Genomic DNA, 15,185 nt, shown 5'->3' with positions numbered 1-15,185 from the left:
CAGGTGCGGTGGCGTCAGGGATCGGCGGGTCGGGCCGTGGCCGGCGCCGACCGGCCGCGGGTGAAATCGACGCGGCCGCCTCCGTCTGTCAATCGCGCGCCGGGCGACCCTCCGGGTCCGTCGCGCGCCACTCCCCGGCCGAGATCGGCTCGGCGTCGTCGATCCAGTCCCAGAACTCGTGTCCACTGCGCAAGCCGACGGGCGTGTCGTTCAGTGCCGCGAGGGCAGGTTCGGACAGCGCCGAGAGCCACGCGCCCTGGTCGGTCCACAGCCACGCCAGGCGCAGCGGGCTCCCGGTGCGGCGCATGACGATGGCCAGCGCCACGTGCAGGTGCGTGGAGAGGTACTTCGCGTCGGGCTCCCAGATCACGGTGAGCGGCGTGCCGTTCACGCGCATCGTCACCGTGCAATCGGGGTGCGGGCCCGGGCCATCGGCGAGCCGCAGGTCGATCGAGATCTCCCGCACATCGAGCGCACCGCGTGAGAGCCGCGCGATGTCGGCGATCTGGGATCGCAGCGCGTCGGCGACCTGCTCGGCGTGACTTTGGTGGAACGCGAGGTTCTGCATGCACGACGCGGCGTCGAAGCCCGCATGATAGTACGCCGCCTCGTGCAACGCGGTGAGCACGAGGCCCTGCGTGACCGGAGCCCCCATGTCTGCCGCTGCCTCGTGGAGATGCTCCGGCCGTGGCGCAGCGGGGGCGAACACCCCGGTGGCCGCGAACAGCGCCACGATGTCGCGGACATCGCGCCGCTCCGGCTCGCCGAACAGATGCTCGGCGCCGGTCACGCGTTCCACCGGCTCGTTCGGCGGCGCGTCGTGCACCGTCTCGGCCGGTGGCGTCGGCACCGGCAGCGGAGCACGCACTGGCGTCGCGGTGCGGCCGGCCGTCATGTCGCGGCGCAGTGAGGCGAGGTCGCGCAGCGCCCAGAGTCCGTAGGCGAGCACGAGCCAGACGACGAGCAGGACCAGCGCGCTCCCCACCGGCCCGTCGTTGATCGGCACCAGCCACGCGACGAGGGCGGTCCCGACGGCGGAGAGCAGCAGGTAGGGCGGGCGGAGGAAGGCGGGCATTGATCCGGGGGAGCTGGGCGGATGCGCTGGCCGCGTACGCCGCGACACGAGGCCATTGTACCACACCGGCTGCACCCCCGATGTGCTCGCTGCCGACGACGCGCTCAACGGCTGAGGCCGGAGGACAGCGGCGCGTGCAGGTGCGCGACGCCGACATGGTGCGCCGAGGCTGGCGATTGCAGAAGTGGGCACTGTGCGCCTATGTGTAGTCGTGTCGACCCTCTCCCACCCCTGGAGGTCCCGCATGCGTCGTACTGCACTCCTGCTCGCCAGCAGCCTCGTGCTTGGCGTGCAGCCTGTTCTCGCCTTTCCGATCGCACCCGTCGGCACCGAGTGCCGCCTGGTGATCGCCGGCGGCTCGGCTCCCGTCGTGGCAACGTACCTCGGCAACTCGGCCACGTTCAGCAACAACCTGTTCCTGATGCTCACGGCTGGTGGCACGCCCGGTGACGACGGGGACAAGACGAACGACCTGTTCATCTTCAACAACCAGACGTCGGCCGTGAACAGCCAGGTGACGCTCGGCTCGTTCGCCAGCGGCACGGAGCTGATCTTCCGGCTCGAGGTCACCAACACGGGGAACAACTACTTCAGCGGTCCCTCGTCGCGGAACGCCGACGGCAAGTGCCATGCGCGGGTGCAGAACGAGTATGCGCCGGGCACGACGCTGGTGTCGTTCGAGGACCTCGAGAACACGCCGGAGGGTGACAGCGGGTACAATGACCTGAGCTTCTCGTTCACCAACACGGTGTCGTCGGCTGTCGTGCCGGAACCGGCGACGAACGCGCTGCTGCTGGTCGGGCTGGTGGCACTCTGCCGCGTGCGCCGCCGTCGCACACCAGCGGACGTGCCGCTCCCGTAGCTTCGCCACCCCGCCCGGCACCACGCCGCACCGGCCGCTGCGCAACACGCGTGGCGGCCGGTCGTGTTTCCGCCAGTGCCGGCTGCGGCGTGGGTGCGGCCCGATTACCGTGTGCGAATGCCCACGCCACCGCAGGCCGCACCGCAGGCCGCATCGCAGCCGACGCTCCGGCGCAGCCTCACGCTGCGCGACCTGGTGGTCTTCGGCCTGCTCTTCATCGGCCCGCTGGCTCCGGTGGGGGTGTTCGGTGTGCTCGATGCGCAGGCCGATGGGGCGGTGGCGCTGGTGTACGTGCTGGCGACGCTCGCGATGGCGTGCACGGCGTGGTCGTATGCGCAGATGTCGCGCGTGGTGCCGCACGCCGGCTCGGTGTTCGCCTACGCCACGCAGGGACTGGGCGCCGGCGCCGGGTTCATCGCCGGCTGGATGATCATGCTGGACTACCTGCTGATCCCGGCAGTGGCATACCTGTTCTCCGGGATCGCGCTGCATGCCCTCGTGCCCGGTGTGCCGGCGTGGATCTTCACGGTGGTGGCGTTCGCCATCACCACGCTGCTGAACCTGCGTGGTGTCGGCGTGGCGGCGCGGGCGGGGCGTGTGGTGCTGGTGGGCGAGATCGTGGTGCTGGGCATCTTCGTGGTCAGTGCGCTGACGGTGCTGCTGCAGGACGGGCCAGCGCGCCCGTGGCTCTCGCCGCTCACGGGAATGGGCTCGGCCGCGGCCGGCGCCGTGACGCCCATCGGGCCGGTGGCCGGCGCGATCTCGGTGGCGGTGCTCTCCTACCTGGGCTTCGATGCGATCGCGTCGTTCGCGGAGGAGAATGCCGGCGATGCGCGGCAGGTGGGGACGGCGATCGTGTTCTGCCTGGTGGTGGCCGGGGCGGCGTTCATCGTGCAGTCGTACCTCGCGGCGTTGCTGAGCACCGTGACACCGTCCCAGCTCGCGGCGCGTCCCGGGGCGCAGGGTACCGCGTTCTACGATGCAACGCGCGGCGCGATCGGCGCCTGGCTGGCGACGGTCCTCGCGATCACCAAGGCGATCGGTCCCGCGTTCTCGGCCATGACCGGCCAGGCTGCGGCGGCGCGGCTGCTCTTCGGCATGGCGCGCGATGGCCGGTTGCCGACGGTGCTGGCCGGCGTGGATGCGGAGCGCGGGGTGCCGACCGTGGCGCTGGGTGCCGCGGCCACGCTCACGCTGGTGGTGGCCGTCTGGGCGGCGCGGCGCGACGACGGGTTGTCGGTGCTCGTGTCGATCGTGGACGTGGGCGCGCTGGTGGCGTTCACGCTGCTCCACGCCTCGGTGGTGGGCTACTACGTGGCGCGGCAGCGGGCAGTGGCCCGCGTGTGGCACTGGGTGGTTCCCATTGCCGGCGCCGGCATCACGATCTGGGTGCTGGTGGAGGCGAGCCGGCTGGCGCTGGTGGTGGGCGCCGCGTGGCTGGTGCTCGGCGTGGTGGCGATGGTGCTGACACGGCGTGACAGCAGGGGGTGACCACCCCCTTCGCCACCGCGCGGCGATCACCGGCTGTCGTGACCACCGCACCCGGCTCCGGCGTCGACAGGTCACACTCGTGCGTGCCGCGGTGGACCTCACCGAGCTGTCGGGCACAGTGAGCCCTCATCGCGGCATGCCGGCTGCCGGGACCGCGCGCCATATTGGGCGCATGCCCCCCACGCCGGCGCCGGCCGCCGATTCCCCACTCGCCGCGCGGGCGTACCGGCGCGTCACGCTGCGCCTGATCCCGTTCCTGTTCCTCTGCTACGTGGTCGCGTACCTGGACCGCGTGAACATCGGGTTCGCCAAGCTCCAGATGCTGTCGGACCTGCGCATGAGCGACACGGCGTACGGCATCGGCGCCGGCATCTTCTTCATCGGCTACTTCCTGTTCGAGGTGCCGAGCAACCTGATCCTGCACCGCGTGGGTGCACGGCGGTGGATCGCGCGGATCATGGTGACCTGGGGCGTGCTCTCGATGCTCACGATGTTCGTCACCGGGCCGTGGTCGCTGTACCTGGTGCGCTTCCTGCTCGGCCTCGCCGAGGCGGGATTCTTTCCCGGCATCGTGCTGTACCTCACGCAGTGGTATCCCTCGTCACGCCGGGCGCAGATCATCTCGCTCTTCATGACCGGTGTCGCGATCTCGGGCGTGATCGGCGGGCCGCTGTCCGGCATGATCCTCGAGGTGATGGCGGGCCGGGGCGGGCTGGCCGGCTGGCAGTGGCTGTTCCTGCTCGAGGGGATTCCCTCGCTGGTGATGGGCGTCGCGGTGTTCTTCCTGCTGCCCGAGTCGATCACCACGGCGCGCTGGCTGCCCGAGGACGAACGGCGGCTGCTGCTCCGCAACCTCGAGCAGGAGGCCGGAGGCGTGGAGCATGCGAACGTGTTCGCGACGCTGCGCGACCCGCGCGTGATCCTCTTCGCCGGCATCAGCTTCAGCTTCGTGATGGGGTTGTACGGCATCTCGTTCTGGCTGCCGCAGCTGATCCGGACGATGGGGGTGGAGGATGCCGGCCGCATCGGGCTGCTGAGCGGCATTCCGTCGGCCGTGGCGGCGGTGTTCATGGTGCTGGTGGGGTGGAGCTCGGATCGGCACCGCGAGCGGCGCTGGCACCTGGTGGCGGGTGCGGTGCTCGGCGCGGCAGGGCTGGTCGCGGCCGGGAACTTCAGCACCAGCCTGACCATCGGGCTGGTGGCGATGAGTGCGGCGATGGCGGGCTCGCTGTCGAACATCGCGCTGTTCTGGACGCTGCCGACGGCCGCCTTGCGCGGGGCCTCGGCGGCGGCGGGCATCGCTGCGGTGAACTCCATCGGCAACCTGGCGGGCTTCCTCAGCCCGTACATCATCGGCGTGGCGAAGGATGCCACCGGCTCGGCGACGGCGGGGCTGTACGTGATCGCCGTGTTCCTGCTGATCGGCGCGGGGCTGGTGATGATCGCGACCCGGGCCGCGCCGGCCCGGCCTGCTGCGCGGCTGCGGGACACAGCCGCCTGAGGCTGCCGCGCCCGCGCCCGCCGCGAGCCGAACAATGGATGTGCTTGTCGCCTGTGACGGATCCGGGCATGACGCTGGCCACGGCCGTGCCTGCACGCTGCCCGCGCAGCAGGGTGAGCCGTGCGCCACGGATGAGTCGTGATGCAGCCACTGCAATCGGTGCGTTGAAGCTGCGGACGGCGATGTCCGCAGTGACGCGCAGGCGGCGTCGACCGTTCCCACCCAGCGCAGCGCACGCAGTCCCACGACCCACACGTCAGAGGAACAGCCATGGCTTGCACACCGCTCGGCACACCCACCGTCAGCTTGTTCGACAACAGTTCGCAAGGCACCTGGCTGAACGCGACCGAGACGAAGGGCGGCAGGACCGTCACGCACACGTCGTCGGGCGTCACCATCTCCGCCCCGAACGGCACGCTGAACTTTCCCGAGCCGGGCGGGCAGGTGGTGCGCCACAAGTTCTTCGGCACCGACAACTTCCTCGCCATCCTGACGTCGGAGACCACGAACCCCGGCAACCAGGCGATGAGCATCGTGGACTTCACCGGGCCGTCGCTCACCTCCACCAACGTGATGTTCATCTCGGCGATCGGGCTGCCGTTCCTCCAGCCCAGCCTGGGCAACGGTGTGGTGTGCCTGATCGGTGCGCCAACGCCGTCGGGCACCGGCGGGCTTGCGATCCTGCGGAGCGACACCGGCGCCGTGATCCTCGGTGGTCCACCTCCGTTCACGCCGGTGAACCAGGTGATCGGCGAGGTCGTGGCCGGTTCACCGCTGAAGGTGCAGATCAAGGACGGCGGTGCGATCAAGGCGGGACCGGTGGAGCTGCCGGCAGGCGAGGTCAAGCTGACGCCGTCGAACCCGACGACATTCTCCACCGTGAAGCTCGGTGGCTGCGCTGCCCCCACGTCCACCAAGCAGTTCACGCTCAAGAACGACGGTGACGACTGCCTGTCGATCGACGGGGTCGGCTCGGTGGCGCCGTATTCCGTCACTGCGCAGAGCCAGTCGTTCCCGGCCAAGCTCGCGAAGAACGAGTCCATGACGGTGACGGTCACGTTCGCGCCGGCAGCGGCGGGGTCGTTCAACAACGTGAGCCTGCCCATCACCCGCACGCCGGCCAACGGCGCGTCCAGCATCGTCTGCAGCGGGCAGGCCCAGACGGCGCAGCCTGCGTTCACGGTCACGGCGAATCCGCTCGACTACGGGCACAAGCTGGTCGGGACGCCGGTGAACGGGACCTTCACCGTCAAGAACACCGGCGACGTGCCGATCGCCTTCAGCGTCTCCGCCGGCAGCGGCGTGTTCGACTGGCCGGCGTTTGCGGGGACGTTGACGTGCGGACAGTCGCAGGTGGTGCCGGTGACGTTCACGCCCGCGGTGGAAGGCCCCGTGTCGTCCGTGGTGACGGTGGTCGGCACGCCCGGCGGCACCAAGACCATCACGCTGCTCGGCGACGGGTGCATTCCCAACGCCGTGATCTCCGTGCCGCCGGCGCCGTTCCCGGCCTTCGGCGAGGTGCGGCAGGGCTACCGCATGCCGCGCTTCATCACGGTCACCAACACCGGTGACGACACGCTGACCTTCACCGCGAGCATCTCGGGCCCCGACGCCGCGCTGTTCGGGCTCATGAAGGCGTCGCAGTCGATCACCGACGTGCAGGCCAGCCGGTCGTACATCGTGCACCCCGAGGAACACTGCGGCGGGGGCCAGACGGGTGACGGGAAGGAGGAAGTGGTGGTGGTGTTCCACGCCAACGACACGCCGCCGAAGACGGCGACGGCCACCCTCACGATCGACTCCCACAACGCCTCGAACGGGCCGGCGAGCTTCACGCTGCCGCTGACGGCGAGCGTGATCGCGGGCAACGTGGTGGATGCGGTGGCGGTGATCGACACCTCGGGAAGCATGGCGCAGGCGGTGCAGGGCGGCGGCAACAAGATGGGGGCTGCCATGCAGGCCGGCCGGCTGTTCGCCAGCCTCATCCCGCCCGACCTGGGGAACCGGATCGCGGGCACACGGTTCTCCACCGATGCGTCGACCTTCCTCGGCATCGGTGAGGTGACGGCCGGCAATCAGCAGTCGAAGGTGGATGCGATCAAGGATCCGCCGCTCACGCCGAACGGCTGGACGGCGATCGCGGCGGGCGTGATGACCGGCATCCCCGAGTTCGCGGTCCCGCGCACCGGGCCCGTGCCGGCGCTGCTCACCAAGTCCGTGGTGGTGCTCACCGACGGCATGGACAACACGGCGTTCAAGAACCCGGCGGACAACAAGTTCTACTCCGTGCTGGGTGGCATGGCGCGCGACCCGGGCAACCCGGCGGTGATGATCGCGACCCTGCCGTTCGTGCCACCGGCGGACGTGAAGATCTACGCCGTCGGCCTCGGGACCGGCCAGGACATCGACGCGTCGCAGCTGGCGCAGCTCTCGAGCGGGTCCGGCGGCAACTGGTTCGCGGTGGACCCGACGCAGCCGGCCACGGCGTACCAGCTCATGAAGTACTACACGCAGATCTACATGGATCTCTTCGATGCCTCGACGATCTCGGATCCGAAGGACCTGGTGTATCCCGGCAACAAGAACGTCTACGAGTTCGACATCCTGAACGGTGACGTCAACGCGATGATCGTGATCTACGACCTGGGCGGGCTGCGGCTGCCGTTCTGGCTCGAGAGCCCTGCGGGTGAGATCGTCGACGGCGGGTTCGTCCCGCCGGGCTTCCAGATGCGGAGCGGCTTCACCGAGACGTCCCGCTTCCTCGACTTCGTGATGCCGGCCAAGGAGCCCCAGCGCTATGCGGGGCGGTGGAAGCTTATCGTCATGCACGACGGCAAGGTCTGCCGTGGCAACCCGCCGCGGAAGCCGAAGTCGATCGGGTTCGCGGGTGCGGACTGCGGTGAGTACAAGGCACCGGTGGAGTTCGGCTATGCCATCGGTGTCGGGTCGAACTTCCGGCTCCAGGCCTACGTGACGGGCGCGCCGGTGAGCGTCGGGCAGCCGATCCGTCTCACCGGGATGCCCACCGAGGCGGGGCTGCCGGTGACCGGGTGCACGGTCACCGTGGACGCCGTGGCGCCCGACGGCCAGGCGTGGACCAACATCGTGCTCGCCGATGACGGTGCACACGACGACGGCGATGCCGATGACGGCGAGTACGCGCGCCTCTTCACGCACACGGCGGTGGCCGGCACCTATTCGTTCACCTTCCGCGCGAGCGGCTTCACGCGGGACGGCGAACCGGTGCACCGCGAGGTGATGCGGTCCAAGTACGTCGAGGGCACGATCAAGCAGCCCCCCGTCACCGGTGACCCGGGCGGGCGGGGCGGGGTGAGTGATGCCTGCTGCAAGAAGATCATCGCCCTGCTGGAGCGCATGCTGGAGGCGAAGCAGAAGTAGCGCGCCGCCAGTACGCGACGACGGCGGCAGTCCGGGGATCCGGGCTGCCGCCGCGTCGCGTCGGGACCGTGGGTCACACGAACAGCATGTGCGTCCCGAGTCCCGACCCCTGCTGGTAGAAGTCACCCACCGTCAGCACGCCGTCGACATCGTCGTACAGGTCGTCCTTCGTGAGGTGGAACATGTCCATCGCCAGCTTGCAGGCCCAGAGCTTCACGCCGGAGGCCTTCAGGATGTCGAGGAACTCATGCACGTCGGGCATGTCGATCTTCTCCATCTCGCGCTTCATCATCATCGTCGCGAGCGCCTCCATCCCCGGCAACCCGCCGAGCATCGTCGGCATGTGCATGGCCGGGTTGCCGACGGTGGCGGTGTGCAGGTGCTCCAGCTTCTGCTTGTGGATCGCCTCCAGCCCGAAGAAGGTGAAGAAGATCTCCGCCTCGATCCCCTCCATGCGGGCCCCGTTGGCGAGCACGAAGGCGGCATAGACGTTTTCCAGCGTCGCCTTCGACAGGATGATCATCATCTTGCGGATCTTGCCGTCATACTCCGTCATGACTGTCCCTGGTGCGGGTGGTCCGGCGCGCGTCAGATGCAACTGGCGGGCTTGGGGATGCCGGCGATCTTCGACGCCGTCTTGAGCGGCGCCACCGGGAAGAGCTGGTAGAACTCCTTGATGTCGGTCACGCCGCTCTTGCCGATCCGCCGGATGCTGAGGGGGGCATTGCTGCGGAACTCGCGCTGCAGGTACTCGAGCACGGCCCAGTGGCGGGGCGTGAGGGTGATGCCGGCCTCACCGGCCAGCGCCTCGCCGACCGACGGCGTCCACTGCGCCAGGTCGGTGAGGTAGCCTTCCTCGTTCACGGTGACGGTGGTGCCGGCGATGCTTCGGTCCATGGTCTTGTCCGGGGCGTGGCGCAGGAGCGGCAGCGGGCTCAGGAGAAGTCCTTGCCCGCTTCCTGCATCGTGGTGGTGACGAAGGGGATGTGGTGCCCCTTCAGCAGCATGTTCCAGTAGATCCAGCGGAAGGCCATCTTGCCCATGTGGTTCATGCGCGTCTCGGAGAGCAGGCGCATCGGGCCGACGCCGGGGAACGGGAAGGTGCCCGGCACCGGCTCGTGGGTGTAGTTGAAGTCGATCAGCAGCGCCTTGCCGTCGCCGGTCTCGACGAAGCAGTTGGCGTGGCCGTCGAACGTCTCCTGGAGCGGCTCGCCGCGCACGAACCGGAGGATGTTCTCCGTCAGCACCTCGGCCTCGAAGTGGGCCACCGAGCCGGCCTTCGAGGCCGGGACGTTGGTGGCGTCGCCGATCACGAAGATGTTCGCGTGCTGCACCGACTGGAGCGTGGCACGGTGGGTGGGCACGAAGTCGAGGTCGTCGCCGAGCCCGGAGCGGCCGATCACCGCATCGCCCCGGTTCACCGGGACCGTGACCAGCAGGTCGAATGGCAGCTCGCGTCCGCCGTAGTCCACGATCACCTTGCGCTCGTTGTCCACCCGCTCGATGGCGAAGTCCCCCTCGAGCCGCACGTGCTTCTCCTCGAGCAGGTGGTCGAGCGTGGCGGCGGCGCGCGGCCGGGTGAAGGCTCCGCTGAGCGGCGTGACGAAGGTGAGCTCGACCCGGTCGCGCATGCCGCGCAACCGGAAGTACCAGTCGGCGAGGAAGGCGAACTCCAGCGGCGCCACCGGGCACTTGATCGGCATCTCGGTGATGTGCACCAGCAGCCGGCCGCCCTGCCAGGTGCGCAGCCGGTCGCGCAGGGCGATCGCACCCTCGTACGTGTAGAAGTCGAGGACGCTCTGCTGCCACTCCGGTCCCAGCATCCCCTCCGTCTCCTCCGGCGCGATCTTGCACCCGGTGGCGATGATGAGCAGGTCGTAGGGCAGGGGCACGTCGTCGTCGAACAGGAGGCGCGACGCCGCGGCGTCGATGCGCTCGACCCGCTGGCGGAGCAGGGTGACACCGTCGGGGATGAACTCCGCGATCGGCTTGACCGTCTCCTCCGGCTGGTAGATGTCGAACGGCACGAAGATGAAGCCGGGCTGGTAGTAGTGCTCCACCCGCTCGTCCACGATGATGATGCGCCAGGCGCCGGGGTCGCCCTTCTGCACGAGCTCGCGTTGCAGGTGGTTGGCCATCATCGTGCCAGCCGTGCCCGCGCCAAGGATGATCAGGGTCTTCATCTGCGGTGGGTGAAAGTTCTTCACCGCAGTCTGGCCGCGCGAACACCTGACGAGCGTCGGGGGAATCGGTGCGGGGTCCTGCGGGAAACCCTGACGCGTGGGGCCGCCGGTCCGTCGAGTCCGGCTAGTCCCGCAGGATCTGCACGCCCGAGACCCGGCCGTTCGGCCCCAGCCGCACCCCCAGCCACTCGGAGTCGATGCGGATCAGCCCGCGCTCGGGGCCAAGCCAGTAGACGTAGTCCCACTCCCGGCTGAAGATCGTCTCACGCCGCGGCCCGAGCAGGGCGACGACGCTGTCCGCGCCGACGCCGTCCAGCAGGCGTCGCGCGAGCAGGTCGTCCACCATGGTGAGCCGCGCCGGCCAGTCCGTCCGCTCTCCGGCGTTGGCCTTCCACGCCGCCGATTCGAACCTCGTGCGGTGCATCCGGTCTGCGAACACCGGACCGGCGAACACCAGCACCAGCGCGACGACGTACGGCGTCAGGACACCGGCCGCGAACGCCACCGGTCGCACGACCGGTCCGCGGACCAGCCGCACGACCACCAGCCCGCCGAGCACCACCCACGGTGCCCATCGCAGGGCCGTCATGAGCGCCACCAGCCACGGCGGACGGGTGTCGAAGATCACGCCGAGCCGGAACGTCTCGTTCGCGATCGAAAGCCAGTTGGCCTCCAGCCACCCGCAGCCGGCGGAAACGAGGCATCCCAGCGCGAAGAACGCTGCGCCGCGCGTGCGCACCGCGCGCCCGAGCCGTCGGATCACTCCACCCCGCCGGCCGCCGCGATGAGCGCCAGCGCGCCATCGCTCACGAAGCGGCGGTCGTGAAAGCGCCGACCCCACGACAGCGCCGTCACGTCGCGGTAGTCGCGACGTGAGGCGTCACCGTGCCCCGGGTGGAGACGCTTCCAGAGCGACGCCCGCACCAGCGGATCGGCCCCACGCTCCAGCAGCAGCGCCGCGAAGGGGGTGCTGCCCCGTCCATCGTGCTGGTGGTTCAGCCAGAAGTTCGGCTGCGAGACGGCCGTGTGGAACAGCGGGGTCCATCCCCCGAAGCCGCTGGCACCGGTATGCGCGCGCACGTCGGGGCTCATGCCGCGATCCAGCAGCCAGCGCGCGATCTCCAGCTCGTCGTACTCCACACACATGTGCAGCAGCGTGCAGCCGTCCAGTGGCGTGCCGGTGGTGGCGTCCAGTGGATCGCGACACCCCATGTCGGCCGGGTAGATGTCGCGGTGGCGGAAGGTGCGGGTGAGCAGTGCCGGATCGCGTGCCAGGTGTGCCTCGAGCAGGTCGATGCGACCGCGGTGCAGCGCCATCACGGGCGTGTCGGGATAGGCCAGCCCCGCGGCTTCGTAGGCGGCGAGGATCGCATGCTTCGCGGCCGGGTTGCGGCTGTCGGTTTCCAGCACCACGGCCACCGGTGCGGTGCGCTCCCCCGACGCATCCACCACCGGCACGCCGAGTCCCAGCAGGAACTGCGTGCCCGGCACGCTGAGGGTGTACGCCGGTCCACCAAGTGAGTCCGCCGTCGGCACGGGACTGCCGAGCATTCCGTGGAGCATCACACCGGTGGCCACCTGGCCCTGCAACGCGGCACGCTGCAGCGCCTTCTCCAGGTCCGTCGCCCCGAGGGAGTGGAGCAGCCGGATGATCCCGTCGCGCCCGAGGTTGGCGGCGTAGCTGAGGGGCGGACCCCAGTTGCTGTCGCGCCGGATCAGCGCAGGTTCGTGGAGCAGCGCGGGGTGCGCCGACACCAGCGCCCGCACGGTGTCGATGTCGTCGTTCCAGATCGCATCGACGAGGGTGACGGCCTGCACCAGCCGCGTCCAGCCGCTGCCCTGGTAGCTGCGGCCGAGGACTTCGCGCGCGTCGTGCAGGGTGGGCGGTCCGGCATCGCGCCGCCCTGGCAGGAACTCCTGCAGCTCCGCGCACGCCGCCACATCCCCCGCGCGCATGGCCGCCAGGAGTGACTCGGCCTCCGCCTCGATCGCGCGCCGGTCGGGGCGGACGGGCAGGCTGCGTGTCGGCACGGTGCTCCCGGTGGCGTGCGGGGTGGATAAGGGTCGTCAGAGCGGGCAGGGCAGGTCGCACGCCGACGCGCACCGCGTGTGATGGGTCGTGCCACACGCGATCAACGACGTACGCTAGCCCCCGACCTCACGGCGCGGAACTGCGCCGCGCCGCCTCGATCCGGCGCCGGTGGTGCCGGAGGTGATCGCGCACCACCTGCAGGTGCTCGTCAGGCGCGTAGTCGCGCGAGCCCTTCCGGTACGGGATCATGGTGCCCGGGGGCAGGACGCCGATGTGTGCCGCGATCACGCCCTGCGCCTGCCGCAGCCGCGCCGCGATCGCCGCCACCGCCGCGCCGCTCGACTGCTCGACGCCGCGCCGGTTGAGCTCCGCGTAGCTGCCACGCAGCACATCCGGCACTGCGCCTGCCGACAGTGCCCGCACCGTGCGGGCGAAGCTCTCGTGCCAGAAGGTGACGTGGGCCAGCACGTCGGTGGCGGACCAGTCACCAACGCGGAGCGCGCCGGGCGCCGGCAGCGACTCCACGGCATGGATGATCTCCTCCACCGCAGCCGCGGCCTCCAGCAACAGGTCCCGTGTCGAGCGGTTCAGGAGGTCCTCCGGCAAATGCCATGCGTTCCTGCCCGTCGGCGCGAACTGCCCATGACCACATTTCGCATCGCAGGCTCCCGGTGGCGGATGTGCCACATGGTACGGGCCGGCCGCGCGTGGCGAGTCGGCGGCGGCCGCACTGCGCTGTCCGGGTTCGCCGGACCGTTGACGAACCTCGCATGCGTCTGCGCCGCGCGTACCGATGCGTGAGATTATGGTGGCTTTTGTTCGGTCCGTGACATTCCGGTCACGGCACGTCATCCCTTCCGGCTCACGCCCGGCCACATATGAGACTGCGCCTTCCTGCCGCCGCGCTAATCACGAGCCTGCTCGCCAGCCTGCTCGCCGTTGCACCCGTGGCGCGGGTGGAGGCGCAGCGCGGTCCTGCCTCCTACGACGTGCTGATCACCGGCGGGACACTGGTGGATGGAAGCGGTGGTCCGCGGCGCGCGGCGGACATCGCGTTGCGGGGCGGGCGTGTGGTGCGCGTGTCTGCTGCGGCGCTGCCGGCCTCACGCGCGAGGAGGGTGATCGACGCGCGCGGGCTGATCGTCGCCCCGGGTTTCATCGACCTGCATGCGCACCTCGAGCCGATCCTGGCGATGCCCGACGCGCAGAGCCACGTGCGACAGGGGGTGACGCTGGCGCTTGGCGGGCCCGACGGGGGCGGTCCGTGGCCGTTCGGTCCCTATCTCGATTCGGTGCGCGCGCGCCGGCTCGGGATGAACGTCGCGTTCCTGGCGGGGCACAATTCCATCCGGCGCGCCGTGATGGGCACCGAGAATCGCGAGCCGAGCCCGGTGGAGCTCGTGCGCATGCAGGACATGGTCGCCCATTCGATGCGCGATGGCGCGTTCGGCCTGAGCACCGGGTTGCGGTACCTGCCCGGTACCTACTCGAAGACCGACGAGGTCATCGCCCTGTCGCGCGTGGCGGCGGACAGCGGCGGGATCTACACGTCGCACCTGCGCGAGGAAGGGGTGGGCCTGATCGAGGGCGTGTCCGAGGCGCTGGAGATCGGGCGGCAGGCGCGGATTCCGGTCGTGCTCACGCACCACAAGGCGGTGGGGCGGCTGATGTGGGGCCGGAGCGTGCAGACGCTGGCGATGGTGGACTCGGCGCGCCGCGCCGGCACCGACGTGATGCTCGACCAGTACCCATACACCGCCAGCTACACGTCACTGTCGGTGCTGGTGCCGACGTGGGCGCTGTCGGGTGGAACTGCGGCGCTGCGTGAGCGACTCGCCGATCCGGAGCTGAAGGACAGCATCGTGACCGGTATCGTGGAGCTGCTCCGCAACGACCGTGGCGGCGGCGACCTGCGGCGGGTGCAGTTCTCGCGGGTGGAGTGGGACCCCGCGCTGAACGGGAAGACGCTGCACGACCTGCTGGTGATGCGAGGTGTGGCGCCGACGCTCGAGAACGCGCCGCCGTTCATCCTCGACGGGGTGCTGCGGGGCGATGCCGGCATGGTGTACCACGTGATGGACGAGTCCGACGTGCGGCGGATCATGGCGCACCCACAGACCATGATCGCGAGTGACGGACGGATCACGCAGCTTGGCGCCGAAGTGCCGCACCCGCGCAACTTCGGCACCTTCCCGCGGGTGCTGGGGCGGTACGTGCGGGACGAGCGCGTGCTCACGCTGGAGCAGGCGGTTCGCAAGATGACCGCGATGCCTGCCGCGCGGCTTGGCCTCCGTGATCGCGGCTGCCTGGGCGTCGGCTGCGTGGCCGACGTGGTGCTGTTCGAGGCCGCCACGGTGCGCGATGTGGGGACGTTCGAGGATCCGCACCACTATCCCGAGGGCATCCCGTATGTGCTGGTGGCCGGGGTGCCGGTGGTGGACAACGGGGTGTTCACGGCGGCGCGGCCGGGGAAGGTGATCGTGCGGCGGGCGGGCACACGCCGCCCGCCCCGAATTCGGTGACACCCGAATTCGGTGACAGTGCACAATTCGGGAAATCGGTGACAGTGCACGCGCGAAGTCCGGTGACAGTGCACGAATTGCTGTCAGAAATCCGCGAAATCCGGTGACAGTGCACGAATT

General features: G+C 69.8%; 12 protein-coding genes. 5 read left to right on the top strand and 7 right to left on the bottom strand.

What is annotated here, in order from left to right; all coding sequences use genetic code 11:
- Nucleotides 1-88: 88 nt before the first annotated feature.
- Nucleotides 89-1,075 carry a hypothetical protein gene (locus tag IT355_08010; protein MCC7053200.1) on the bottom strand — a complete coding sequence of 329 codons (987 nt, stop codon included), beginning with the start codon at nt 1,073-1,075 and terminating at the stop codon, nt 89-91.
- 244 nt (nt 1,076-1,319) lie between these two features.
- Here IT355_08010 and IT355_08005 point away from each other — a divergent pair, with 244 nt between their 5' ends.
- The 4 genes from IT355_08005 to IT355_07990 all read left to right on the top strand — a co-directional run bounded on the left by IT355_08005 (nt 1,320) and on the right by IT355_07990 (nt 8,328).
- Nucleotides 1,320-1,937, top strand: coding sequence for a PEP-CTERM sorting domain-containing protein (locus IT355_08005; GenBank protein ID MCC7053199.1), 618 nt, complete (start codon nt 1,320-1,322; stop codon nt 1,935-1,937).
- Between the two features lie 117 nt (nt 1,938-2,054).
- Complete coding sequence (locus IT355_08000) at nt 2,055-3,428, top strand: APC family permease (GenBank protein ID MCC7053198.1); 1,374 nt, start codon at nt 2,055-2,057, stop codon at nt 3,426-3,428.
- A 172-nt stretch (nt 3,429-3,600) separates the two neighbouring features.
- Nucleotides 3,601-4,929 (top strand): MFS transporter, encoded by a 1,329-nt coding sequence (locus tag IT355_07995; GenBank protein MCC7053197.1) that lies wholly within the window; start codon nt 3,601-3,603, stop codon nt 4,927-4,929.
- A 270-nt stretch (nt 4,930-5,199) separates the two neighbouring features.
- Nucleotides 5,200-8,328, top strand: coding sequence for a choice-of-anchor D domain-containing protein (locus tag IT355_07990; GenBank protein ID MCC7053196.1), 3,129 nt, complete (start codon nt 5,200-5,202; stop codon nt 8,326-8,328).
- A gap of 73 nt (nt 8,329-8,401) precedes the next feature.
- Here the strand turns inward: IT355_07990 and IT355_07985 are convergent, their stop codons facing one another.
- The 6 genes from IT355_07985 to IT355_07960 all read right to left on the bottom strand — a co-directional run bounded on the left by IT355_07985 (nt 8,402) and on the right by IT355_07960 (nt 13,149).
- Nucleotides 8,402-8,884 carry a DsrE/DsrF/DrsH-like family protein gene (locus tag IT355_07985; GenBank protein MCC7053195.1) on the bottom strand — a complete coding sequence of 161 codons (483 nt, stop codon included), beginning with the start codon at nt 8,882-8,884 and terminating at the stop codon, nt 8,402-8,404.
- Between the two features lie 32 nt (nt 8,885-8,916).
- Nucleotides 8,917-9,225: a TusE/DsrC/DsvC family sulfur relay protein gene (locus tag IT355_07980; protein ID MCC7053194.1), complete on the bottom strand. Its 309-nt coding sequence runs from the start codon at nt 9,223-9,225 to the stop codon at nt 8,917-8,919.
- 38 nt (nt 9,226-9,263) lie between these two features.
- Entirely contained in the window at nt 9,264-10,511 is a 1,248-nt protein-coding gene (locus tag IT355_07975) for an NAD(P)/FAD-dependent oxidoreductase (GenBank protein MCC7053193.1), read from the bottom strand.
- A 124-nt stretch (nt 10,512-10,635) separates the two neighbouring features.
- Nucleotides 10,636-11,274 carry a hypothetical protein gene (locus IT355_07970; protein ID MCC7053192.1) on the bottom strand — a complete coding sequence of 213 codons (639 nt, stop codon included), beginning with the start codon at nt 11,272-11,274 and terminating at the stop codon, nt 10,636-10,638.
- Nucleotides 11,271-12,542 (bottom strand): ankyrin repeat domain-containing protein, encoded by a 1,272-nt coding sequence (locus tag IT355_07965; GenBank protein MCC7053191.1) that lies wholly within the window; start codon nt 12,540-12,542, stop codon nt 11,271-11,273. Before IT355_07965 ends, IT355_07970 begins: the two co-directional genes overlap by 4 nt.
- A 127-nt stretch (nt 12,543-12,669) precedes the next feature.
- Nucleotides 12,670-13,149, bottom strand: a complete 480-nt coding sequence (locus IT355_07960) for a DinB family protein (protein ID MCC7053190.1) — start codon at nt 13,147-13,149, stop codon at nt 12,670-12,672.
- Nucleotides 13,150-13,421: 272 nt separating this feature from the next.
- Between IT355_07960 and IT355_07955 the strand changes: the two genes are divergently transcribed.
- On the top strand, nt 13,422-15,065 hold the full coding sequence (locus tag IT355_07955; GenBank protein ID MCC7053189.1) for a D-aminoacylase: 1,644 nt from the start codon (nt 13,422-13,424) through the stop codon (nt 15,063-15,065).
- The last annotated feature ends 120 nt before the right edge of the window (nt 15,066-15,185 follow it).

The organism is Gemmatimonadaceae bacterium, assembly GCA_020851035.1.
Classification (GTDB): Bacteria; Gemmatimonadota; Gemmatimonadetes; order Gemmatimonadales; family Gemmatimonadaceae; genus JACMLX01.
This window is presented reverse-complemented; position numbering and strand designations above follow the sequence as displayed.